Raw genomic sequence first — 22630 nt, forward strand, 5'->3', positions numbered from 1 at the left:
CCAACCGGCCCTGGCTCATCGAGGGCCAGCGCGCCACGTTCGCCGCCAGCTGCGCGTCCACGGCCGCCAACACCTCACTGTCGGTGATCAGATCGGTGCGATACACCAGCGTCCGGAAAATTCCGAAGTCGATATCCCCGGCCACGAAAACCTCACCCACCTTCGGCAGCCGCTCGCGCAACGCCCGCGCATACCGCACCCGGCTGGCCGCCAACCCCTGACTGATCCGCAACTCCGCGGCCACCTCCGCGGCCACCGCCGCCTCGGTATCCACCGCCCACTCCTCACATTCGGCACACCGGGAGAGCCGGTAAGCAAACAACTCCCCGATCGCCGCCAACTGCCCCGCCCGAAGCCGACGAAGAACCACCACCGTTCTAGGTGGAGGATTGCCCCATGCCCGCGTCGCTGCCCCCGCTGGCCGGCGAGGACCATGTCTGCGCCGCCTGCGGGATGAGCTATTCGGAGACTCGGCTCGATGACGCCACCGGCGTGATCGCCGGCCTGCCGGACGCCGCCCGAAAGGCCGTGTCGGCGATCCCGCGCGAGAAGCGACGGGTCCGGCCCGGCCCCGACGTGTGGTCGGTCGCCGAATACCTCTGCCACCTGCGCGACGTCTACGTCAGCTTCACCATCCGGCTGCACCGCGTCCGCACCGAAGACCAGCCCGCCTGGGAGCCGATGCTCAACGACCTGCGGGCGCGCCGCTTCCACTACAACGACTGCGACATCGACGCCACGCTCGCCGAACTGGCCGCCGCGGTTGCGGGCTTCCTGGACGAGGTCGCGCGGGCCAAGGGTCAGGACTGGGACCGCACCGGGACCCGGCTGCCGGGCGAGCGGCGCACCGCCCGCTGGCTGGTGCGCCAGGCGATGCACGAGGGCGTGCACCACCTCGGCGATATCCGCAGAATCGGGGAAGGCGCTCCCTCGAACCGGCCCTGAGGCCGCCCTGGCCGCGAATTTGGCTCTGAGCTGGTCGTCCCCTAGACTCTAGGGGTTGCCTTGGGCAGACCTCGGCCGGTGCGAATCGGCCCCGCGTGCCCTTCGGTGACAAAGACCGCGCATGTCAGGTTTTTTGGTGGGCTTTGGCCTGCGTCCTGCCGTGCACACGCAACCAGGTCAGGAGATCGAGTGATTCAGCAAGAATCGCGGCTGAAGGTCGCCGACAACACCGGCGCCAAGGAGATCTTGTGCATCCGGGTGCTCGGTGGTTCGTCGCGACGCTACGCCGGCATCGGTGATGTCATCGTCGCCACCGTCAAGGACGCCATCCCCGGCGGCAACGTCAAGCGTGGGGACGTCGTCAAGGCCGTCGTGGTACGCACGGTCAAGGAGCGTCGCCGCCCGGACGGCAGCTACATCAAGTTCGACGAGAACGCCGCGGTGATCATCAAGCCCGACAACGACCCGCGCGGCACCCGCATCTTCGGGCCCGTCGGCCGCGAGCTGCGTGAGAAGCGGTTCATGAAGATCATCTCGCTCGCCCCGGAGGTGTTGTAAATGAAGGTCCGCAAAGGCGACACCGTCCTGGTCATCGCCGGCAAGGACAAGGGTGCCAAGGGCAAGGTGCTGCAGGCCTACCCGGAACGCAACCGGGTCCTGGTCGAGGGCGTCAACCGGATCAAGAAGCACACCGCGATCTCGAGCAACCAGCGCGGAGCCCAGTCGGGCGGAATCGTCACCCAGGAAGCCCCGATCCACGTCTCGAACGTGATGGTCGTCGACTCGGACGGCAAGCCCGCCCGCGTCGGCTACCGGGTCGACGAGGAGACCGGCAAGCGGGTCCGCATCTCCAAGCGCAACGGCAAGGACATCTAGCATGACGACAACTGAGAAGGTGCAGCCGCGCCTGAAAGAGCGCTACCGCAACGAGATTCGTGATTCGTTGCAGCAGCAGTTCGGCTACGGGAACGTCATGCAGATCCCGACCGTGACCAAGGTCGTCGTCAACATGGGCGTCGGCGACGCGGCACGGGACGCGAAGCTGATCAACGGCGCGGTCAACGACCTGGCGCTGATCACCGGGCAACGGCCCGAGATCCGCAGGGCGCGCAAGTCGATCGCGCAGTTCAAGTTGCGCGAGGGTATGCCGATCGGTGCCCGGGTCACGCTGCGCGGGGACCGGATGTGGGAGTTCCTCGACCGCCTCACCTCGATCGCGCTGCCGCGTATCCGCGACTTCCGCGGCCTGTCGCCCAAGCAGTTCGACGGGGTCGGCAACTACACGTTCGGCCTGGCCGAGCAGTCGGTGTTCCACGAGATCGACGTGGACAAGATCGACCGGGTTCGCGGCATGGACATCAACGTCGTCACCTCGGCGACGACCGACGACGAAGGACGAGCGCTGTTGCGGGCCCTCGGCTTTCCCTTCAAGGAGAACTGAGTAGATGGCGAAGAAGGCACTGGTCAATAAGGCCAACCGCAAGCCGAAGTTCGCGGTGCGCGGCTACACGCGCTGCAACAAGTGCGGCCGCCCACGCGCGGTGTTCCGCAAATTCGGCCTGTGCAGGATCTGCCTGCGCGAGATGGCGCACGCGGGCGAGCTGCCCGGCGTGCAGAAGAGCAGCTGGTAAGAGCCAGGACCCCAAGACCAACCCAGAACAGGTGCGCGACAGGCCCGAACCGGGAACCACCGCGAGGAAGGTACCAACGCTGTCATGACGATGACGGATCCGATCGCAGACTTCTTGACACGTCTGCGTAACGCCAATTCGGCGTATCACGACGAGGTGACGTTGCCGCACTCCAAGATCAAGGCCAACATCGCCCAGATCCTCAAGAGTGAGGGCTACATCAGCGATTACCGGACCGAAGACGCTCGGGTGGGCAAGTCGCTGATCGTCCAGCTCAAGTACGGACCGAGCCGGGAGCGGAGCATCGCCGGACTGCGGCGAGTGTCCAAGCCCGGTCTGCGGGTGTACGCGAAATCCACCAACCTGCCGCGCGTGCTCGGCGGCCTGGGCGTGGCGATCATCTCGACCTCCTCGGGCCTGCTGACGGATCGCCAGGCGGCCAGACAGGGCGTGGGCGGCGAAGTCCTCGCGTACGTGTGGTGAGGGAGTAGACATGTCGCGCATTGGTAAGCAGCCGGTTCCGGTTCCCGCCGGGGTCGACGTAACGATCGACGGTCAGCACGTCGAGGTGAAGGGGCCCAAGGGCAGCCTGAATCTGACGGTGGCCGAACCGATCACGGTGGAGCGCAACGAGGACGGCGCGATCGTGGTCGCCCGCCCCAACGACGAGCGGCGCAACCGCTCGCTGCACGGGCTGTCGCGCACGCTGGTGTCCAACCTGGTCACCGGCGTGACCGAGGGCTACACCACCAAGATGGAGATCTTCGGGGTCGGTTACCGCGTGCAGCTCAAGGGCGCCAACCTCGAGTTCGCGCTGGGCTACAGCCATCCCGTGGTGATCGAGGCGCCCGAGGGCATCACGTTCGCGGTCCAGTCACCGACGAAGTTCTCCATCTCCGGCATCGACAAGCAGAAGGTCGGCCAGATCTCGGCGAACATCCGCCGCCTGCGCCGTCCCGACCCGTACAAGGGCAAGGGCGTGCGCTACGAGGGTGAGCAGATCCGCCGCAAGGTCGGAAAGACAGGTAAGTAGTCATGGCGCAAAAACAAGCTGACACCGCCGCGCGAAAGCCGGTGGGGCAGAGCGTGTCCGCAACTCGCCGGGTCTCCCGGCTGCGCCGGCACGCCCGACTGCGCAAGAAGATCGCGGGCACCCCGGAGCGTCCGAGGCTCGTCATCAACCGCTCCGCGCGACACATTCACGTGCAACTGGTCAACGACGAGAACGGCACCACGGTGGCCGCCGCGTCGTCGATCGAGGACGACGTGCGCGGCCTGCAGGGCGACAAGAAGGCCCGCAGTGTGCGGGTGGGGCAATTGATCGCCGAGCGCGCCAAGGCCGCCGGCGTCGACTCCGTGGTCTTCGACCGCGGCGGGTACACCTACGGCGGACGGATCGCGGCGCTGGCCGATGCCGCGCGCGAGAACGGATTGAGTTTCTAGATGATCAAGAGCCTGAACAAGACCGGAAGGACCGCATAATGGCGGAACAGTCAGCCGGCGGCCCCGAGGCCCGCGGCGACAACCGCGACTCGCGCGGCGACAACCGCGACAGCCGCGGTCGGCGCGACGGGGGCGGCCGTGGTGGCCGCGACCGCGACGGCGACAAGAGCAACTACCTGGAGCGGGTCGTCGCCATCAACCGTGTCTCCAAGGTGGTCAAGGGTGGTAGGCGCTTCAGCTTCACCGCATTGGTCATCGTGGGCGACGGCAACGGCATGGTCGGCGTCGGCTATGGCAAGGCCAAGGAAGTTCCGGCCGCCATCGCCAAGGGCGTGGAAGAGGCGCGCAAGGGCTTCTTCCGGGTGCCGTTGATCGGCGGCACGATCACGCACCCGGTGCAGGGTGAGGCGGCCGCCGGTGTGGTGCTGCTGCGCCCGGCCAGCCCCGGTACCGGTGTGATCGCCGGTGGCGCGGCGCGTGCGGTGCTGGAATGCGCTGGGGTGCGCGACATCCTGGCCAAGTCATTGGGCAGCGACAACGCGATCAACGTGGTGCACGCCACCGTCACCGCGCTCAAGCTGCTGCAGCGTCCCGAGGAGGTGGCCGCCCGGCGCGGACTGCCCATCGAGGATGTCGCCCCGGCCGGAATGCTGAGGGCGCGACGTGAAAGTGAAGCGCTGGCCGCCAGTGCCGCGCGCGAGGGAACGGCACCGCAATGAGCCAGTTGAAGATCACCCAGGTGCGCAGCACCATCGGGGCCCGCTGGAAGCAGCGGGAGAGCCTGCGCACGCTGGGCCTGCGGCGGATCCGCCACTCGGTGATCCGTGAGGACAACCCACAGACCCGTGGCCTCATCGCGGTGGTCAATCACCTCGTTGAGGTGGAGGAGACACAGTGACCATCAAGCTGCACGACCTGAAGCCGGCGCCCGGGTCCAAGACGGCCCGCACCCGCGTCGGCCGCGGTGAGGGGTCCAAGGGCAAGACCGCCGGCCGCGGCACCAAGGGCACCAAGGCCCGCAAGAACGTGCCGGCCACCTTCGAGGGTGGGCAGATGCCGATTCACATGCGGCTGCCCAAGCTCAAGGGGTTCCGGAACCGGTTCCGCACCGAGTACGAGATCGTCAACGTCGCCGACATCAACCGGCTGTTCCCGAAGGGCGGCTCCGTCGGCGTGGACGACCTGGTGGCCAAGGGCGCGGTCCGCAAGAACGCGTTGGTCAAGGTCCTCGGCGACGGCAAGCTGACCGTCAAGGTCGACGTGACGGCGCACAAGTTCAGCGGCAGCGCCCGCGAGAAGATCACCGCCGCGGGCGGCTCGGTCACCGAGCTCTGATCAAGCCAGCTGCGGAATGACCTCCGCGGCAAGGCGTTCCATCTGTTCCCGGTTCTCGCCGACGTCGGCGCCCACGGGATTGAGCAGCAGGTACTCGGCGCCCGCGTCGATCACCGCACGCAGCCCGCGCGCCACGTCGTCGGGCGTGCCGGACACCGGCACGTCCTCGACGCCGGGCGTCGTGCCGTAGATCCGCCTCAGGCCCGCGAGCACGCGGGTCCGGGCGCGCGCCGCGTCGTCGTCGACCATCAGATAGACGCGTTTGCCGATGGTGAAATGCGCCGGATCCCTTTGCTGTTCGCCGAGTTCGCGGCGCACGACGCCGACGGCCCCGGCGAACGCCTCGGTGGTCGACGAACCCGCGCCCAGGAACGAGTCGCCGTGGCGCACCGCCCTCGCCAGGGCCTTGGGCGCCAGGCCGCCGAACCAGATGGGCGGGTGCGGCCGCTGCACCGGCTTGGGCTGGATCGGCACGTCGTCGACGTCGCGGAACCGGCCGTGGAACGTCACCCGGGGCTCGTCGGACCAGGCGGCCTTCATCAGCTTCAGGCCCTCGGTGAAATACGAGATGTACGTGTCCTTTTCGACGCCGAACGCGGCGAACCTGCGAAAGCCCCCACCGGTCCCGACGCCGACGTCCAGCCGGCCGTGGCTGAGCCGGTCGACCGCCGTGACGGATGAGGCCAGCTGCAGCGGATCGTGCAGCGACGTCACCAGGACGGCGACCCCTAGGCGGAGGCGCTCGGTGCAGGCCGCGCAGTAGGCCAGCAGCTCGAGCGGCGCCAGCAGCGGTGCGTCACCGATGATCTGCTCGAGGACCCAGCCGCCCTCGAACCCGAGTTCCTCGGCGCGGAGCAGGTAGGCGCGCAGCCCGTCGGCGTCGAACCGGTCGTAGTCGAGCTGGGGGATGGCGATGGCGAACCTCACCCCACCACCGTACGGGCGCGGTGTCGGTACGCTGCAGACATGTTCGCCTTCCTGCCCTCGCTTCCCGGGGTCGACGACGTCCGCGCGCTGGCCGGGCGCGTCGACACCGCCCGCCACCACGGCGTGCCCAACGGCTGCGTGCTCGAGCTCGACCTGCGCTCGGCCCCACCCGAGGCGACGGGGTTCGACCCGCTGGCGCTCTTCACCGGCGGCAGGCCGATGGCGCTGCGCGACGCGATCGCCGCCATCCATCGCGCGGCCGAGGACCCGCGGGTCGCCGGGCTGATCGCCCGCGTGCAACTGGCCGCATCGCCGCCGGCGGCCGTGCAGGAGCTGCGCGAGGCCATCGCCGCCTTCACCGCCGCCAAGCCGTCACTGGCCTGGGCCGAGACCTATCCGGGCACGCTGTCCTACTACCTGGCCTCGGCGTTCGGCGAGGTGTGGATGCAGCCCTCGGGAAGCGTCGGGCTGATCGGCTTCGCCAGCAACGCCACCTTCCTGCGCGACGCGTTCGACAAGGCGGGCATCGAACCCCAATTCGTCGCGCGCGGCCAATACAAGTCGGCGGCAAACCGTTTCACCGAACACGGCTTCACGACGGCTCACCGCGAGGCCGTCACCCGGATGCTGGAAAGCCTGCAGGAGCAGGCGTGGCGGGCGATCGCCGAATCGCGCAAGCTCGACCCGGGCGCCCTCGACGCGCTGGCCGACCGCGCCCCGCTGTTGCGGGACGACGCCGTCGCGGCCGGTTTGCTCGACCGGATCGGATTCCGCGACGAGGCCTACGCGCGCATCGCCGAACTGGTTGGGGTGAAGGACGTTTCGGACGAGACCGCCCCGCCGCGGCTGTTCCTGTCGCGCTACGCGGGCGCGGCCCGCCCCCGGCTGGCCGCACCCAAGCCGCCGGTGCCCGGTCGCCGGCCCAAGCCGACCCTGGCCGTCGTCACGCTCGACGGCATGATCGTCGACGGCCGCGGCGGGCCCCAGTTCCTGCCGCTGGGCACCGCGACCGCGGGCGGCGACACCATCGGAGCGGCGCTGCGGGAGGCCGGCGCCGACGACTCCGTGTCCGCGATCGTGCTGCGGGTGAACAGTCCCGGCGGCACGATCACCGCCTCGGAGAGCATCTGGCGCGAGGTGACCCAGGCCCGCAAGCGCGGCAAGCCGGTGGTGGCCTCGATGGGCGCGGTCGCCGCGTCCGGCGGCTATTACGTCTCGATGGGGGCCGACGCGATCGTCGCCAACCCCGCGACGGTAACCGGCTCGATCGGTGTCATCACCGGCAAGTTGGTGATCCGCGACCTGTTGGACCGGTTGGGCGTCGGGTCGGACACGGTGCGCACCAACGCCAATGCCGACGCGTGGTCGATCGACGCGCCGTTCACGCCCGAACAGCAGGCACACCGGGAGGCCGAGGCGGACCTGTTCTACGCGGACTTCGTGCAGCGGGTCGCCGAGGCGCGCAACCTGACCGCCGAAGCCGTCGATCGCGTTGCGCAGGGCCGCATCTGGACCGGCGCTGACGCCCTCGAGCGGGGCCTGGTCGACGAGCTCGGCGGTTTCCGCACCGCGGTGCGCCGGGCGAAGATCCTGGCCGGATTGGACGCGGACACCGATGTCCGCGTGGTGAGCTATCCGAGGTCGTCGCTGCTGGACATGGTGCGACCCCGGGCCTCGTCGCAACCGGCCGCCGCTTCGCTGCCGGCTGCGCTGGCCGCGCTGCTCGGCCGCACCGTCAGCGGCATCGTGGACAACGTCGAACAGGCGCTGAGCGGCGCCAGCGTGCTGTGGCCGGGGCCGTCGCGGTTCTAGCGGCTAGCCGGTGAGGCCGCCGCTGATGAAGATGATCTCGCCGAGCGGGTCGTCGTTTTGCGGTGGCGGCACCTCGATGCCCTGGCGGTGGAACAGTTCCGTCCGGGTGGTGCCCTCGACGTCCCACCGCTTGGACCGCAGGTAGTCCAGGACGTGGTTGCGTTCGCCGGCGTAGACCAGCGACGCCATGTCGATGTCCACGCCGTGGTCGCGGAAGGAACCGGACATCTCCCGCACCCTCTCGGCATCGAAATCGATGATTCCGGGCACGAATTCGGTGGCGATGGTGCTGCCGGGCACGCTGAGCGCCGTGATGTTGTCGAACAACCGGTCCTGGGCCTCGGGCGGCAGGTAGATCAGCAGACCCTCGGCCAGCCACGCCGTCGGCGCAGTCGGGTCGAATCCGGACGCCTTCAGCGCCGCCGGCCAGTCCGCGCGCAGGTCGATCGGCACGGTGCGCCGCGTCGCGGTCGGTTCGGCGCCGATGCCGGCCAATGTGTCCGTCTTGAACTCGATGACCCGGGGCTGGTCGATCTCGTAGACCACCGTGCCATCGGGCCACGGCAGCCGGTAGGCGCGCGCATCCAACCCCGATGCGAGGATGACCACCTGCCGGACCCCCGCGGCGGTGGCGTTCATGAAGTAGTCGTCGAAATACTTGGTGCGCACCGCCATTCCGTCGACCATCGCCTGCATGCGCACCTGCGAGGTGTTCTCGATCGCGTCGAGGTCGAGCTCGCCATCCATCATCTTGGTGAAGAAGTCGACCCCCACCGCGCGCACCAGCGGTTCGGCGAACGGGTCGTGGATCAGGCCGCGGGGATCCTTGGTGGCCATGGCGCGCCCGGCGGCCACCATGGTCGCGGTCGCGCCCACACTGGACGCCAGATCCCACTCGTCGTCGTGAGCGCGTGACATAGGCGCAACCCTAGCCAACCAGCTACGCGAGCGTCGCGGCGACGTAGCTCAACTCGCCGAAGGTGGCCGCCATCTCGTCCGCGGGGAAGTCGAACCCGTTCTGGGCGTAGAGCTCTCGCGCCGGATGGGTCGTCACCCGCCAGCCGTGGGTGCTGAGATAGTCGACGACGACGTTGCGCTCGCCGCGGTAGAACAGGTCGGCCGCGTCGAGGTTGAGACCGAGACGCTGCCACCGTTCGCTGATGCGCTGCAACCGCTCCTCGGAGAACACGTTCGGGTCCGGCACGTGTTCGGTCGCCAGCCGGCTGCCCGGCGCGCTGAGTGCGGTCACGTTGTCGAACAACCGGTCCTGGGCCTCGGGCGGCAGGTAGGGGAGCAGCCCCTCGGCACTCCACGCGGTCGGTTGGGCCACGTCGAAGCCGCCGTCGCGCAACGCGGCCGGCCAGTCGTCGCGCAGGTCGATGGCGATCGTGCGGCGCTCGGCGGTCGGGGCGGCGCCGAGGCCGGCCAGCGTGTCGGTCTTGAACGCGATGACCTGCGGCTGGTCGATCTCGTAGACGACGGTGCCCGCCGGCCACCGCAACCGGTAGGCGCGCGTGTCCAGGCCGGACGCCAGGATGACCGCTTGTCGCACACCGTCTTTGGTGGCGCCGGTGAAGAAGTCGTCGAAGAACCGGGTGCGAACCGTGATCTGCTCGGCCCGCGACTTGCGGTTGAACAGCGGGTCGTCCTCGAAGTCGACGTGCCCGTCGACGATGCGGATGAAGGGCTCCAGGCCGACGGCGCGGACCAGTGGCTCGGCCAGCGGATCGTCGAGCAGCGCGTTGGGTCCCTGCGAGGCCACCGCGCGCGATGCCGCCACCATGGTGGCCGTCGCGCCCACGCTGGACGCAGGTCCCCAGCTGTCGCCGTCGCTACGTCCCTGGCTCATCGCGTGCCGCTCACGTAGAGCATCTCGCCCATGCGCATGTCGTCGTCCTCGAGTGGCGGAAGGCCGTTGGCCGCGAACAACTCCCGGATGCTGACCTTGTGCAGCCGCCACCCGTGGTCGGCGAGGTAGGGCGCCGCTTCGTTGCGGTCCCCGAAGTAGACGAGCCCCGCCATGTCCAGGTCGAAACCGTGCGCACGCCAGCGTTCCGAGATGTGCTGCATGCGTTCCTTCATCTTGTCCTCGTCCCCGGGCTCCCGGTTGGGCGCGCTTTCGACGGCCACGCGGCTGCCCGGCGCGCTGAGGTCGGTGATGGTGTCCAGCAGGCGATCCTGCGCCTCCGGCGGCAGGTAGCCGAGCAGGCCCTCGGCGCTCCACGCGGTCGGCTGGGCGGGGTCGAATCCGGCGGCCCGCAACGCGGCGGGCCAGTCGTCGCGCAGGTCGACGGCGACCACCCGGCGGTCGGCGGTGGGCGCGGCGCCCAGTTCGGCCAGGGTGCGCGACTTGAAGTCGATCACCTGCGGCTGGTCGACCTCGTAGACGACGGTCCCGGCCGGCCAGTCCAGCCGGTAGGCGCGGGCGTCCAGGCCGGAGGCCAGGATCACGGCCTGCTTGATGCCCGCCCGCGTCGCGTCGAGGAAGAACTCGTCGAAGAACTTGGTGCGCACCGCCATGTTGTCCGCCATGCGGGACATCGCGCCGGCCGAACCGGTCGCGCCGTCGTGCGCGTCGTTCAGCTCGTCCGGGTTCACCTCGCCGGTCGCCAGCCGGGTGAGCAGGTCCACGCCGACGGCCCGGACCAGCGGCTCGGCGAACTGGTCGTTGATCAGCGGACGGTCGGCGCGGGTCGCCACGGCGCGGGCGGCGGCGACCATCGTCGCGGTCACCCCGACGCTGGACGCCAGGTCCCAGGTGTCGCCCTCGTACCGGGTAGAAGTCATGTCTGCCCCAATTCAGAAGTAGTTAAGCTAATATTTAGCCAATATAACAAGCTTCTACCACTGTACGCTTCCCGCGATTCGCGGCAACCTTGACTGATGGCTGATCGGGTACTCATCACGGGTGCGTCGTCCGGGCTGGGCGCGGCCCTGGCCCGCCGGTTGGCGGCCGGGAGGGCGGTGGTGGGGCTGGTCGCGCGCCGCCGCGACCGGCTGGGCGAGGTGCTGGCCGACTGCCGGCGCACGTCGCCGGCGTCGGCGATGTGGGTGGCCGACCTGGCCGACACCGCCGCGCTGGATGGCCTGGCCGCACGTGCCTGGGACGAGCTCGGTGGCGTCGACGTGCTGATCAACAACGCCGCCGTCCCGAAGCGCCGCCCGGTCACCGCGCTGACCCCCGGCGAGGTGGAAGACGTGATGCGGGTCAACTTCTTCGCACCGATGCGGCTGACGCTGGCCCTGCTGCCGCGCATGCTGGCCCGTGGATCCGGCCTGATCGTCAATGTGTCGAGCGTCGGCGGCCGGCTCGGCATCATTCACGAGTCCGCCTATTGCGCAAGCAAATTCGCGCTCTGCGGCTGGAGCGAGGCGATGGCCGTGGACCTGTACGGCTCCGGCGTCTCGGTGAAGCTGATCGAGCCGGGTCCCGTCGACACCGAGATCTGGGACCACCCCGGCAGTGAGGAACCCCGGTATCAAGGGCCCAAGGTGCCCGCCGACGAGGTGGCCGACGGCATCATCGCGGCGCTGGACGGCGACGGCTTCGAACACTATGTGCCGGACATGAAGGCGGTCGTCGACGCCAAGAACGCCGACCTGGACGCGTTCATCGCGGGCGCGGCGGGGATGGCTCCCCGATGAGGGCGCTGGTGTATGGCGTGCCGCCGGAGCCGTTCGAGGTGCCCGACGGGGCCAACACGCTCACCGCGAATTTGGGCCGCACCCCGACCGCGCTGCGCGACGTGCCGGAACCGCAACTGCCGCATGATGATTGGGTGCTCACCCGGCCACGGCTGACCGGCATCTGCGGCTCGGACTCCAAGCAGATCCTGATGGATTTCGGCGAGGGCGACGCCGACAACGCGATGTCGTCCTTCTGTTCCTTCCCGCAGGTCATGGGCCACGAGGTGGTCGCCGACGTGGTGGCGCTGGGCCCGAACGCCCGTGGAGTGGAAGTGGGGCAGCGGGTGGTGCTCAACCCGTGGCTGTCCTGCGGGCCCCGCGGCATCTCCCCGCCCTGTCCGGCCTGCGAGGACGGCGACTACAGCCTGTGCTGGAGCTTCACCGACGGCGACATCAAGCCCGGCATTCACACCGGGGTCTCGGCCGACGTGACCGGCGGCTACGCCGAGCTGATGCCGGCCCACGACAGCATGCTGTTCGGCGTGCCGGAGTCCATCCCCGACGAGGCGGCCGTGTTCGCCGATCCGTTTTCGGTGTCCCTGCATGCGATCACCCGCCACCCGCCGCCGGGATCGGGCCGCGTCCTGGTGTACGGCGCCGGCTCGCTGGGGCTGTGCGCGGTAGCCATCCTGCGGGCGCTCTACCCGGGCGTGGCCGTCGCGGTGGTGGCGCGGTTCGAGGCTCAGAAGGAACTGGCCCGACGGTTCGGGGCCGCCCTGGTGCTGGATCACGAGCCGCGCCAGGCCGTCATCGAGGAGGTGGTCGCGTGGGGCGGTGGCCGTCTGCGGCGGCCGCTGCTGGGTCTGCCGATGGCGCATCCCGGGGCCGTGGACGTCGTCTACGACACCATCGGTAAGCCGGAGACCTTCGAGGTGGGCGTGCGGGTGCTCCGCTCCCGCGGGACGCTGGTGAAGGCCGGCGTGCACGCGCCGGGCCGCTGGGAGTGGAGTCCGTTGTATTTCAAGGAGATCGCCCTGGTGGGCTCCAACGCCTTCGGCGTCGAGGAGGTCGAGGGCCGGCGCAAGCACGCCATCGCGCACTACCTCGACCTGGCCGCCGGCGGCCGAATCGACCTGCGCCCCATGCTGACACACACCTTTCGGCTCGATCAATGGCGCGACGCGTTCCTGGCGATCGCCAACCAGGCCGACAGCGGCGCCGTCAAGGTCGCGTTCGACCAACGCTAGTCCGGATGTCGCGCACCCCGTTGATCGCGATGTCGATGGCGCGTTCGACCGCGACGCGCAGCTGTTGGCCGTCGTCACCCCCCTGTAGGCACACCAGCGCAGCGGCGATCGCCGCCCCCATGACCGAGCCGATGACGGCCGCGGCGGCCGTCGGGTCGAGCGTGTCGGGATAGGCGCCCTGCAGCGCTCCGGCGAGTTGGGTCTCGGCGAGGAAGTAGCGATGCAGCGTGGCCGCTTGGACGGCGGGCACCGACATGATCATCGGCAGCCGGACTCCGGCCAGGCCACCCTCGACCTCCTCGGTGAGGGCGTCGGCCAGCATGTGTTGCATTGCGGCCACGAGCACCTCGGCCATCGGGGCATCCGGTCCGCGCCGCTCGATCAGCGCAACCGCGGCGTCGATCCGCCGCGCCAGGTGCGGGAAAAGGACCTCGTCCTTGCTCGTGAAGTAGTTGAAGAAGGTCTTGGTGGAAACCCCTGCGGCCGCGGCGATCTCGGCCACCGTCGTACGTTCGTAGCCCTTCTCCTCGAACAGGCGCATGGCCGCGATGATCAGTTCCCGCCTGGTCTGCTTCCGCTTGCGTTCCCGCAGGCTTGTCCCGTCGGCCGTGATCGATCCTTTCCAATTATTACATCTGATGTAAGATTATATCAGATGTAATTGTCCTGGGGTAGGCGCGCCGGAGAGGACTGGGTCATGCAGCGGTTCGAGGGCGCGGTGGCGATCGTCACCGGCGGCGGGATGGGTTTAGGCGAGGCGCTGAGCGAGGAGCTCGGGCGCCGCGGTGCCACGGTCGTGGTCGCCGATGTCGACGGCGACGCCGCCCGTCAGGTGGCGGGGCGCCTCGAGCAAAGCGGGGCGGACGCAGCCGCCGTGCGGGTGGACATGGCCGACGAAACCGAGGTGGCCAAGCTGGTCGACGGCGCAGTGGCCGAATACGGACGCGTCGACTACATGATCAACAACGCCGGCATCGCGATCGGCGGGGATTCGCGCGACCTCTCGATGCAGCAGTGGCGCCGCGTGCTCGACGTCGACTTGCTCGGCGTGGTCTACGGGACGATGCACGCGTATCAGGTCATGGCGCGCCAGGGCCACGGCCACATCGTGAACATTTCATCGCTCAGTGGGCTGGTTCCGCAGCCGGGCAACGTTCCCTACTGCACCAGCAAGCATGGGATCGTGGGACTTTCGCTTTCGCTGCGCGCCGAGGGAGCGGACCTCGGCGTGCGGGTCAGTGCGGCATGCCCGGGCGACATGAAGACGAAAATCTACGACAACATGGTCGTGGTCAACATGCCGCGCGAGCGGGTGGCGACGCTGAGCCGGCGCACTCATTACCTGATGCCCCAGATGAGCGCGCCGGCCGCGGCCCGCGCGATACTGCGTGGTGTGGACCGCAACCGGCCGCTGATCGTGTTTCCCGCTGCGGTTCAGGTCATTTGGCACTTGTACCGCCGGTTCCCGGGCCTGTTCTATCGAATCAATGTCCACCGCATGAGGGTGTTTCGCAGCCTTCGGATTGATCAGGGGCGCGTGGCGCGGTAGTAGTTCAATTGCCCCAGGACGCGGTGGGGCGTCGACGCGAGCTCGGCGCACTCGAACCCCGCGGCGCTCAGCAGTCGGGGGATCGCGTCGCCGAGGTTGCCGGCCGCGTGCGGGTTGCGCCTGATGAGCCGCGCCAGCGGGCCGTGGTCGGCGGACGCGTCGCCGCCGATGTCGACCAGGTGCAGCCGGCCGCCCGGGCGCAGGACCCGGAAGATCTCCTGCGCGGCAGTGGCTTTCGCGTCGGCGCTGACATGGTGCAGCATCATCGACGACAACACCCGGTCGAACTCGCCGTCGGTGTAGGGCAGCCGCTCGGCGTAGCCCTGTTCGAAGCGGATGTCGTTTGATTTGCGCCGCGCCCGGTCCAGTGCCCTCGGGTCCGGGTCACATCCCGTCACGTCGACGGCGGGGTGGGCGCGTTTGACGCGGGTGGTGAGATTACCGGTGCCGCAGCCGATTTCCAGTACACGCTGGCCGTCGGCGAGTTCGGCCTGCGCGATCAGGGTGTTGTAGACCTTCGGCATTCCCAACAGCCGGGCGAACAGGTCGTAGCAGGGCAGCAGCGCGTCGTGTCCGGCGGCCGGGAGGTAGTCATGTGGATGATGTTTCGTCATACACTTCATGATGAGACGCTGATTCACAGGCAAGGTGGCCGATCTTTGGCAAAACTAGGACGATATTTCGCACCATGACCCAACCCGCCCGGATGATTCGGCACCGCAGGGGCGTGCCGATCTACGAGTATCGGACCGGTCCGGACACGCCTCCGGTGTCGGTGCTACGGGCCGGGCGGGAAGACTTGCCCGAGCAACGCCGCCACATTCACGAATTCCCGGCGCTCTGGTACAGCCCCGGGCCGGGCTATGTATATGTACTGGCGGCGGGTGAGGTGATCGACCCCGCCCAGGTTGTGGGCCTTATCGATGTCGGGGTCGGGGTGTTCTTCGATCCCGCGGCGCTTGGCGAGGCCGGGCGATCGCCATGGCCGGCGTGGCGGGCGCATCCGCTGCTGTTCCCGTTCCTGCACGGCAGATCCGGAGGACTGCTGCGGCTGGAGGTCCCCGCCGACCGCCGGTCGGCGTGGGAGGGCGCCATCGCGTCGATCGAAACCGAATTGAATACGCGCCGAGAGGGTTACCAGCAGGCGTCGCTGGCGCATCTCACGCTGCTGCTGATCGACCTCTCCCGGTTGGCGGTCGACGTGGTCGGCGACCTGCGACGCAGCGGCGAGCCACTGCTGGCCGAGGTCTTCGAGGTGATCGACCGTCGCCTCGCCGAGCCGTTGTCGCTGCGCGACGTGGCGGGCGAACTCGGCATCACGGCGGGACACCTGACCACAGTGGTGCGTCGCCGCACAGGACGCACGGTGCAGGAGTGGATCATCGAGCGCCGGATGGCCGAGGCCCGGACGTTGCTGGCCGAAACGGACCTGCCGATCGCGGAGGTCGCGGGGCGGGTCGGGATCGGCGACCCCGGCTACTTCAGCCGGCTGTTCGGCCGTACGCATGGCGTCGCGCCGCGCGTGTGGCGCGGTTCAAACCGATAGCGCCCCTTTAGATCCCGTGATCGGCAGGTCGGTCGGCGTGATGACGCCTGGCCCCGCGTCGCACAGGAACGGGATGGCGTTGACCGCGGCCACGGCGGTGCTGTCCATCAGCACCGTCATCGCGTCCTGCCCGGCCTCGCCGAACCGGATCGTCGCGTCGACGCGCGGTTTGCCCTCGATCACCACGCTGAACCCCTCGGGGTCGCTCCACTGCGGGTCGAGCGCGTCGTTGCTCATCGTCCAGCAGATGGCAAGCTCGACCACCGGCCGGCCCCCGAGCAGGCCGCGATAGGTGCGGCGCTGCCCCCCGATGGTGCCGGCGGCGAAGTCCACCCACCCCAGCTCCAGATCGCGGGTCAGCACCGCCGGTTCGACGAACGCCTCCTTGGCGTCGATTTGCACACCGAGCATGGCGGCGATCATGTCCAGCGTCTCGAAGTAACCGAGGCCGTATCGCTGCGTCGCCGGGTCGATGTGCGTCACCGGCTCCCGCGGTGTCTTGCCGAATCCCAGCACTTTCCATACGTCCCACACGGGATACGTTGTGCAGTCCAGCGTTTCGACGAGCGTGACTTTGTCGACCCGCCGGCACGCGCCGGTGAGGAAACCGGCGACGACGTTGATGAAGCCCGGCTCGAACCCGGTCCCGAGGAAGGTCGCACCGCCCCGCTGCGCCGCCTCTTCGAGCGCCGGGAGCTCCACCGGGTGATGGGTGCCGGTCAGGAAGTCGCCCGTGGTGACGACGTTGATGCCGGCGCGCAGCATCCTGAGCACCAGGTCGTAGTCGATGGCTCGCGGCATGTAGCACACGCAGTCGGGGCGAAGCCCGATCAGCGCGTCGGCGTCGTCGGTGGCGGCGACGCCGACCGTGGCCTGCCCGGCCAGCTCGCCCGCGTCGCGACCCACCTTGTCCGGCCCGAAGGCGTGGACGCCGACCACGTCGAAGTTGCCGCGGTCCAGCAGGACGCCGAGCGCGCGCTTGCCGATGTTGCCGGTCGACCACTGGACCACTCGGTACGGCGCCATGCCTCACACCGTATCGATGTCGAGCCAGTGATCGACGTCGAATTGGTCGGCGACGGAGCGGATCGTGGCGCCGCCGTGGCCGGGGTAGTGCGCGGGGATCACGGCGGCCTTCGCTCCGACCGCCTGGGTGAAGATCCGCCTGCGGGTCACCGCGGCGGCGGGCGCGTCGATGTCGAAGGCGCAGGCGTCGGCGGGCCGGCGGAGTTGCAGTGGGCTGTGGGTGAGGTCGCCGACGAACACGGCCGGCTGGCCGGCGTCCAGCCACAGCACCGAGGAGCCCGGCGTGTGTCCGGGGGCGGGCCGCAGCCGCAGCGACGGGCTGATCTCGTAGTCGTCGGACCATTGGACGAGCTGGCCTTCGATGGGTGCGACGCTGTCCGCGAACACGAGCTGGTCGCCGCGCTGCTGGGCCGCCTCCTCCTCGCTGCGCGGCGTGCGCGCTGCCGCGGGGCCGTCGGGTGCGAAGTGGCGGTAGTCGGCGGCCGGGACGACGTAGCGGGCGTTGGGGAAGGTCGGGACCCACGCGCCGTCCTCGAGCATCGTGTTCCACCCGACGTGGTCGGAGTGGATGTGGGTGTTGACCACCACGTCCACCGCGGCGCGGTCGACGCCCGCGGACCGCAGGGCGCCCAGGAATCCGGTGTTCAGGTGGTCCAGGGGCGGCATGTGCGGGCGCGAGCGGTCGTTGCCGACACCGGTGTCCACCACGACGGTCAGCCCGTCGACCTCGATCACCCAACTCTGGATCGCGATGTGCCACTGATCGGTCGATGGGTCGAAGAAGTCCGGCACCAGCAGGTCGGCGTTATCCCGCCAGCCGGACGGCGGCGTCTGTGCGAAAAGCCGTGTCGCCAGGTCGAATTGGAGTTCGAGTACCCGCGCCACGCTCGCGTGGCCGAACCGGACCGGGCGCATCAGGCGTTCGCGCGCAGGTAGCCGTAGACGGCGGCGAAATTGCGGTTCACGTCCTCGGGGATGGGCACCGGACCGCCGAGCGCCCTTGCGCCCCAGACGATTTGGGCGGTGCGTTCCACCAGCGCGGTGATGTGCAGCACCTTGTCCGGGCGCGGCCCCACCGCCACCAGGCCGTGGTTGGCGATCAATGCGGCGCCCCGGCCGTCGAGCGCCTTGACGGCGTTGGCGCCGACGTCCGGCGTGCCCGACGCGGCGTACTCGGCACAGCGGACGTCCCCGCCGCAGTACACCGCGAACTCGTCGATGCAGGCCGGAATCGCCTGGTGCGCAATGGCGAACATGGTCGCCCACACCGGGTGGCTGTGGATCACACTGCCGATGTCGTCGAACGCGTGGTAACAGGCCAGGTGCAGCTGCAGCTCCGAGGACGGCGACCGGCCCTCGGCCGCCTGCAGCACGGCGCCGTCCGGGTCTATCAGCACGAGGTCGTCGAGCTGCATGTCGCGGTAGTCGACCGACGACGGCGTGATGACGATGTTGCCGTCGGAGCGTCGCGCGGAGATGTTGCCCGCGGTTCCCTCGACCAGGCCCCTGCGCAGCATGTCCTTGGCCGCGTCCAGCACCGCCGTTTCGGGGTTGTCTACGGATTTCATGGGCCGAGCACCTCCGGGTTGACGACGTGGGCGGGCGTCATGCCGGCCAGCAGCGCCTCGAGGTCGTCGGCCACCATCTGCGCCTGCCGAGCCTCAGTGTTCCACGTGGCGCCGCCGATGTGGGGCGTCAGGACGACGTTGGGCATGCCGACCAGCGGGTGATCGGATGCCAGCCACTCGCCGACGAAGTGGTCCAGGCCGGCGGCGGACACCTTGCCGCCGCGCAGCGCGTCGACCAGTGCGTCGGTGTCGTGCAGCTGGGCGCGGGCGGTGTTGAGGAAGACCACGCCGTCGCGCATGGCGGCGAACTGCTCGGCGCCGATCATGCCGACGGTGTCGTCGGTGACGGGGGCGTGCATGGAGACGACGTCGGCCTCGGCGAGCAGTTCGTCCAGGCCGTGCCGGGCCTCGTCGTTGTACGGGTCGTGGGCGATGACCCGCAGGCCCAGGCCGGACAGCCGCCACGCGGTGGCGCGGCCGACGGCGCCGAGGCCCACCAGCCCGGCGGTGCGCCCGGCGACCTCCCAGCCGCGGAACCGCTGATAGGGGATGGTTCCGTCGCGAAAGATGTTGCCGCTGCGGACATCCGAGTCCGCGGGCAGCAGCCCGCGGGTGGCGGCCAACAGCAGCGCCACCGTCATCTCGGCGACCGCGTCGGCGTTGCGGCCCGGGGTGTTCAGCACCGGGATCCCGGCCGCGGTGGCGCCGGCGATGTCGACGTTGTTGGGGTCGCCGCGGGTGGAGGCGATCGCCCGCAGGCCCAGGCCGAAGACCGGGCCGGCCACCGAGTCGCTTTCCACCACAACGACATCGGCGGCCTCGGCGGTGATGCGCTCGGCGAGTTGTTCGGCGCTGTAGATCCGCAGCGGTGTCTGCTCGATCCAGGGGTCGTAGACGACGTCGGCGAGTTCGCGGAGCTTGGCGAAGCCCGGCCCGCGCAGCGGGGCGGTCACCAGGGCGCGCGGTCTTGACGTCACGAACCCCAATGCTGGCGTACGGTGACGCCCGTGTCACGTGAAGGCGTCACAATCGGCATCGACGTCGGCAGCACCGCGGTCAAGGCGGTCGCCGCGGACGCCGACGGCCGGGTGACGGCGCGGGCGCGGATCCCGCACCAATTGCGGGTGCCGACGCCCGGCCGGCTGGAGCACGACGCGGACGAGGCGTGGCGGCGGGGACCGGTGGTGGCGCTCGACCAGCTGGACCGTCCGGACGCGAGGGCGGTCGCCGTGTCGGCGATGGTGCCGTCACTGACGGCCGTCGACGCCGAGGGTGCGCCGATGACGCCCGGGCTGCTCTACGGCGACGAACGCGGCCGGGTTCCGGAACAGGACGCGCAGCCGCTGCCCGCGCTGGGCGAGGCCGCCGAGTTCCTGCGCTGGACCGCCGGCGAGGCGCGCGGCGCGGCCGGGTACTGGCCGGCGCCCGCGGTGGCCAATTACGCGCTGGCGGGCGAGGCGGTGATCGACTTCGCCACCGCCGCCACCGCTTACCCGCTGTTCGACGGGACCGGCTGGAATCCCGAGGCGTGCGCCGAACGGGGCGCCCGGCCCGACCAGATGCCCCGGGTGGAGAGCATGGGCGCCGCCGTCGGGCGGGTGCGGGGCGGCGGCGCCGCGCTCGGGATCGGCGCGATCGACGCGTTGTGCGAACAGATCGTGGCGGGCGCCGACCGCGACGGCGACGTGCTGGTGCTGTGCGGCACCACGTTGATCGTGTGGACCACCATCGCAGAGCCCCGGCAGGTGCCCGGACTGTGGACCATTCCCCACACGGCCGCGGGCAAGAACCAGATCGGCGGGGCCAGCAATGCCGGCGGGCTGTTCCTCGGTTGGGTGGACCGCGTCGTCGCACCCGCCGACCCGGCCGCGGCGCTGCCCGGGCGGGTGCCGGTGTGGTCGCCCTACATCCGCGGGGAGCGCACCCCGTTCCACGACCCGGATCGCCGGGCCGTGCTCGAAGCCCTCGACCTCACCCACGACGCCGCCGCGCTGCGCCGGGCCGCCTACGAGGCGTCCGGCTTCGTGGTCCGCCAGCTCATCGAGCTCGGCGGGGCGCCGGCGGCGCGGATCGTCGCCACGGGCGGCGGCACCCGGGTCGGGCCGTGGATGCAGGCCATCGCCGACGCCACCGGGCGGCCGGTCGAGGTGTCCGCGGTTCCCGAGGGGGCGGCGCTGGGCGCGGCCTTCCTCGCGCGGATCGCGGCGGGCCTGGAAACCTCGATCGCCGACGCCGCGCGCTGGGCCCGCACCGAGCGCGTCGTCGAACCCGACCCCGCCTGGGCGGCCCCGGTCGAGGACCGCTACCGACGGTTCCTGGAGCTGGGAAACCGGCGATGTAGCGCGCTTCCCCCACCGGCGTTCTAGGCTGGTGCAATGACCGACCACGACCGCAAAGCCGCCCGTCGCGAGATCGCCGATGCTCTGCTGAAAGCCCTTGAACGGCGGCACGAGATCGCCGATGTCGTCGTGGAGTCCGAGAACAAGGCGGCCGCGGTCGAGGCGATCGTCCGGCTACTCGACACCTCCCACGTGGCCGCCGAAGCGGTGATGGGAATGTCGTTCGACCAGCTCACCATCGACTCGCGCCGCAAGATCCTGACCGAACTCGAGGACCTGAACAAGCAGCTGAGCTTCACCCTCGGCGAGCGGCCGGCCAGCTCCGGGGAGACCCTGGAACTGCGGCCCTTTTCCGCCGATAAGGACCGCGACATCTTCGCCGCCCGCACCGAGGACATGGGCGCGGCGGGCGACGGTTCCGGTGGGCCGGCCGGCAACCTCGACGACGAGATCAGCGCGGCGCTCGGACGGCTCGACGACGAGGAGGCCGCCTGGTTCGTGGCCGTCGACTCCGGCGAGAAGGTCGGAATGGTGTTCGGCGAGTTGCTCGGCGGCGAGGTTAACGTGCGGATCTGGATTCACCCCGAACACCGCAAGAAGGGCTACGGCACCGCCGCGCTGCGCAAGTCGCGCACCGAGATGGCGTGGTGCTTCCCCGCCGTGCCGATGGTGGTGCGTGCCCCGGCCGCCAGGCCCAGCTAGCGGGTCGCCGCCATCGGGTTAACTCAGCGTCGCGGAGACGGTGACGATGTTGCGCAGCTGCGACGTGTCGTCGTCGGGGAAGACCAGACCGTAGTCGGCGAAATACTCGCGGCGCTCGCGTGTGCTGACCTGCCAGCCGCGGCCTGACAAGTACTCGACGACGTTGCTGCGCTCGCCCTCGAAGAACAGCCCGGACAGGTCGATGTCGCAGCCCAGGTTCGCCCACCGCTCGTTGAACTGATTGGCGCGTTCGGTCATCGTCCGGCCCGAATCGCCGTGGAATTCGGTCGCCAGCTTGCTGCCGGGGGCGCTGAGCTCGGTGATGTTGTCGAAGAGCCGGTCCTGGGCCTCGGGCGGCAGGTACATCAGCAGCCCCTCGGCGCTCCACGACGTGGGCTGTGCCGGGTCGAAACCGCTGCGCCGCAACGCTTCCGGCCAGTCGTCGCGCAGGTCGACGCTGACGGTCCGGCGTTCCGCGGTGGGAGTGGCGCCCAGCTCGGCCATGGTGGCGGTCTTGAATTCGACCACCTTGGGCTGGTCCACCTCGTACACCACGCTGCCGGGCGGCCAGCTCAACCGGTACGCGCGCGCGTCGAGGCCGGCCGCGAGGATCACCGACTGGCGGATGCCGTCGCGGGCGCCGTTGAGAAAGAAGTCGTCGAAGAAGCGGGTGCGCACGGCCATCGAATCGGTTTCCAGCTGCAGGTTCCGCTCGCCGTCTTGGACGTCCCCCGGGGCCAACTCACCGTCGACCAGGCGGCGAAAGAACTCCAGCCCGACGGCTCGCACCAGGGGCGCCGCGAACGGGTCGTCGATGATCGGGTCGGTGCCCTCGCTGGCCAGCGCGCGGGCCGCGGCGACCATGGTGGCCGTGGCACCGACGCTGGAGGCCAAGTCCCAGCTGTCTTGGTCAGTGCGTGTCATGGTGCTCCT

The 22630-nt window shown here is 69.7% G+C and carries 29 protein-coding genes and 1 pseudogene; 18 read left to right on the top strand and 12 right to left on the bottom strand.

The genetic code is table 11. The features are described from left to right. Positions 1-352, bottom strand: a pseudogene (locus tag A9X03_RS16655) (DUF222 domain-containing protein); the annotation flags it as partial. Positions 353-396: 44 nt separating this feature from the next. Here A9X03_RS16655 and A9X03_RS16660 point away from each other — a divergent pair. The 11 genes from A9X03_RS16660 to rplO all read left to right on the top strand — a co-directional run bounded on the left by A9X03_RS16660 (position 397) and on the right by rplO (position 5354). Next, on the top strand, positions 397-945 hold the full coding sequence (locus A9X03_RS16660; protein WP_067754262.1) for a DinB family protein: 549 nt from the start codon (positions 397-399) through the stop codon (positions 943-945). A gap of 189 nt (positions 946-1134) precedes the next feature. Then, positions 1135-1503: a 50S ribosomal protein L14 gene (gene rplN, locus A9X03_RS16665; RefSeq protein ID WP_003403649.1), complete on the top strand. Its 369-nt coding sequence runs from the start codon at positions 1135-1137 to the stop codon at positions 1501-1503. Beyond that, the gene (gene rplX, locus A9X03_RS16670) at positions 1504-1821 is read left to right on the top strand and encodes a 50S ribosomal protein L24 (RefSeq protein WP_067273078.1); all 318 of its coding nucleotides are present in this window, start codon (positions 1504-1506) and stop codon (positions 1819-1821) included. A 1-nt stretch (position 1822) separates the two neighbouring features. Then, a complete protein-coding gene (gene rplE / locus A9X03_RS16675) occupies positions 1823-2386 on the top strand; it encodes a 50S ribosomal protein L5 (protein ID WP_065441097.1) in 564 nt (187 codons plus the stop codon). Positions 2387-2390: 4 nt separating this feature from the next. Beyond that, on the top strand, positions 2391-2576 hold the full coding sequence (locus A9X03_RS16680; RefSeq protein WP_067273083.1) for a type Z 30S ribosomal protein S14: 186 nt from the start codon (positions 2391-2393) through the stop codon (positions 2574-2576). 84 nt (positions 2577-2660) lie between these two features. After that, positions 2661-3059, top strand: a complete 399-nt coding sequence (gene rpsH / locus A9X03_RS16685) for a 30S ribosomal protein S8 (RefSeq protein WP_007167852.1) — start codon at positions 2661-2663, stop codon at positions 3057-3059. 10 nt (positions 3060-3069) lie between these two features. Then, a complete protein-coding gene (rplF, locus tag A9X03_RS16690) occupies positions 3070-3609 on the top strand; it encodes a 50S ribosomal protein L6 (protein WP_067754265.1) in 540 nt (179 codons plus the stop codon). A gap of 41 nt (positions 3610-3650) precedes the next feature. After that, positions 3651-4019 (top strand): 50S ribosomal protein L18, encoded by a 369-nt coding sequence (gene rplR / locus A9X03_RS16695; protein ID WP_073879405.1) that lies wholly within the window; start codon positions 3651-3653, stop codon positions 4017-4019. 38 nt (positions 4020-4057) lie between these two features. Then, the gene (gene rpsE / locus A9X03_RS16700; protein WP_067273089.1) at positions 4058-4738 is read left to right on the top strand and encodes a 30S ribosomal protein S5; all 681 of its coding nucleotides are present in this window, start codon (positions 4058-4060) and stop codon (positions 4736-4738) included. After that, complete coding sequence (gene rpmD, locus A9X03_RS16705) at positions 4735-4917, top strand: 50S ribosomal protein L30 (RefSeq protein WP_067754267.1); 183 nt, start codon at positions 4735-4737, stop codon at positions 4915-4917. The genes rpsE and rpmD overlap by 4 nt, the downstream gene beginning before the upstream one ends. Then, complete coding sequence (rplO, locus tag A9X03_RS16710; protein WP_067754270.1) at positions 4914-5354, top strand: 50S ribosomal protein L15; 441 nt, start codon at positions 4914-4916, stop codon at positions 5352-5354. Before rpmD ends, rplO begins: the two co-directional genes overlap by 4 nt. Here the strand turns inward: rplO and A9X03_RS16715 are convergent, their stop codons facing one another. Beyond that, positions 5355-6281, bottom strand: a complete 927-nt coding sequence (locus A9X03_RS16715; protein ID WP_068261976.1) for an LLM class flavin-dependent oxidoreductase — start codon at positions 6279-6281, stop codon at positions 5355-5357. Positions 6282-6320: 39 nt separating this feature from the next. Between A9X03_RS16715 and sppA the strand changes: the two genes are divergently transcribed. Then, entirely contained in the window at positions 6321-8093 is a 1773-nt protein-coding gene (sppA, locus tag A9X03_RS16720; RefSeq protein ID WP_068261987.1) for a signal peptide peptidase SppA, read from the top strand. 3 nt (positions 8094-8096) lie between these two features. On the opposite strand, the gene A9X03_RS16725 is transcribed toward sppA, so the two are convergent. The 3 genes from A9X03_RS16725 to A9X03_RS16735 are packed head-to-tail and all read right to left on the bottom strand — an operon-like array spanning position 8097 to position 10880. Beyond that, a complete protein-coding gene (locus A9X03_RS16725; protein ID WP_068261990.1) occupies positions 8097-9011 on the bottom strand; it encodes a class I SAM-dependent methyltransferase in 915 nt (304 codons plus the stop codon). Between the two features lie 22 nt (positions 9012-9033). Next, the gene (locus A9X03_RS16730; RefSeq protein WP_068261992.1) at positions 9034-9942 is read right to left on the bottom strand and encodes a class I SAM-dependent methyltransferase; all 909 of its coding nucleotides are present in this window, start codon (positions 9940-9942) and stop codon (positions 9034-9036) included. Further along, positions 9939-10880 carry a class I SAM-dependent methyltransferase gene (locus A9X03_RS16735; protein ID WP_068261997.1) on the bottom strand — a complete coding sequence of 314 codons (942 nt, stop codon included), beginning with the start codon at positions 10878-10880 and terminating at the stop codon, positions 9939-9941. The genes A9X03_RS16730 and A9X03_RS16735 overlap by 4 nt, the downstream gene beginning before the upstream one ends. 96 nt (positions 10881-10976) lie before the next feature. Here A9X03_RS16735 and A9X03_RS16740 point away from each other — a divergent pair, with 96 nt between their 5' ends. Together A9X03_RS16740 and A9X03_RS16745 are read left to right on the top strand one after the other, a co-directional pair. After that, entirely contained in the window at positions 10977-11738 is a 762-nt protein-coding gene (locus A9X03_RS16740; RefSeq protein WP_068261999.1) for an SDR family oxidoreductase, read from the top strand. Further along, entirely contained in the window at positions 11735-12967 is a 1233-nt protein-coding gene (locus tag A9X03_RS16745; RefSeq protein ID WP_068262001.1) for a zinc-binding dehydrogenase, read from the top strand. The genes A9X03_RS16740 and A9X03_RS16745 overlap by 4 nt, the downstream gene beginning before the upstream one ends. Here A9X03_RS16745 and A9X03_RS16750 read toward each other — a convergent pair. After that, positions 12942-13508 carry a TetR/AcrR family transcriptional regulator gene (locus tag A9X03_RS16750; protein WP_082974511.1) on the bottom strand — a complete coding sequence of 189 codons (567 nt, stop codon included), beginning with the start codon at positions 13506-13508 and terminating at the stop codon, positions 12942-12944. The genes A9X03_RS16745 and A9X03_RS16750 overlap by 26 nt on opposite strands. A gap of 156 nt (positions 13509-13664) precedes the next feature. Between A9X03_RS16750 and A9X03_RS16755 the strand changes: the two genes are divergently transcribed. Further along, on the top strand, positions 13665-14516 hold the full coding sequence (locus A9X03_RS16755; RefSeq protein WP_067754307.1) for an SDR family oxidoreductase: 852 nt from the start codon (positions 13665-13667) through the stop codon (positions 14514-14516). On the opposite strand, the gene A9X03_RS16760 is transcribed toward A9X03_RS16755, so the two are convergent. Further along, the gene (locus tag A9X03_RS16760) at positions 14495-15130 is read right to left on the bottom strand and encodes a class I SAM-dependent methyltransferase (protein WP_082954758.1); all 636 of its coding nucleotides are present in this window, start codon (positions 15128-15130) and stop codon (positions 14495-14497) included. The two genes, A9X03_RS16755 and A9X03_RS16760, sit on opposite strands and share 22 nt — an antisense overlap. A 74-nt stretch (positions 15131-15204) precedes the next feature. On the opposite strand from A9X03_RS16760, the gene A9X03_RS16765 reads away from it, so the two are divergent. Further along, the gene (locus A9X03_RS16765; RefSeq protein ID WP_067754313.1) at positions 15205-16062 is read left to right on the top strand and encodes an AraC family transcriptional regulator; all 858 of its coding nucleotides are present in this window, start codon (positions 15205-15207) and stop codon (positions 16060-16062) included. On the opposite strand, the gene A9X03_RS16770 is transcribed toward A9X03_RS16765, so the two are convergent. From A9X03_RS16770 to A9X03_RS16785, 4 genes are read right to left on the bottom strand one after another with little or no spacing between them, the layout of a single operon-like run. Next, positions 16051-17088 (bottom strand): dihydrodipicolinate reductase, encoded by a 1038-nt coding sequence (locus A9X03_RS16770; protein ID WP_068262007.1) that lies wholly within the window; start codon positions 17086-17088, stop codon positions 16051-16053. The genes A9X03_RS16765 and A9X03_RS16770 overlap by 12 nt on opposite strands. A 3-nt stretch (positions 17089-17091) precedes the next feature. Next, the gene (locus A9X03_RS16775; protein WP_068262010.1) at positions 17092-18003 is read right to left on the bottom strand and encodes an MBL fold metallo-hydrolase; all 912 of its coding nucleotides are present in this window, start codon (positions 18001-18003) and stop codon (positions 17092-17094) included. Further along, entirely contained in the window at positions 18003-18656 is a 654-nt protein-coding gene (locus A9X03_RS16780; protein ID WP_067754323.1) for an L-fuculose-phosphate aldolase, read from the bottom strand. The genes A9X03_RS16775 and A9X03_RS16780 overlap by 1 nt, the downstream gene beginning before the upstream one ends. Next, entirely contained in the window at positions 18653-19633 is a 981-nt protein-coding gene (locus A9X03_RS16785; protein WP_068262013.1) for an NAD(P)-dependent oxidoreductase, read from the bottom strand. Before A9X03_RS16785 ends, A9X03_RS16780 begins: the two co-directional genes overlap by 4 nt. A 30-nt stretch (positions 19634-19663) precedes the next feature. Here A9X03_RS16785 and A9X03_RS16790 point away from each other — a divergent pair, with 30 nt between their 5' ends. Then, the gene (locus A9X03_RS16790; protein ID WP_068017823.1) at positions 19664-21022 is read left to right on the top strand and encodes an FGGY-family carbohydrate kinase; all 1359 of its coding nucleotides are present in this window, start codon (positions 19664-19666) and stop codon (positions 21020-21022) included. A 9-nt stretch (positions 21023-21031) separates the two neighbouring features. Beyond that, on the top strand, positions 21032-21697 hold the full coding sequence (locus A9X03_RS16795) for a GNAT family N-acetyltransferase (RefSeq protein WP_067754331.1): 666 nt from the start codon (positions 21032-21034) through the stop codon (positions 21695-21697). An 18-nt stretch (positions 21698-21715) separates the two neighbouring features. Here the strand turns inward: A9X03_RS16795 and A9X03_RS16800 are convergent, their stop codons facing one another. Then, complete coding sequence (locus A9X03_RS16800) at positions 21716-22621, bottom strand: class I SAM-dependent methyltransferase (RefSeq protein WP_068017817.1); 906 nt, start codon at positions 22619-22621, stop codon at positions 21716-21718. Positions 22622-22630: the final 9 nt, after the last annotated feature.

This window comes from Mycobacterium sp. E1715 (assembly GCF_001667625.1).
GTDB lineage: Bacteria > Actinomycetota > Actinomycetes > Mycobacteriales > Mycobacteriaceae > Mycobacterium.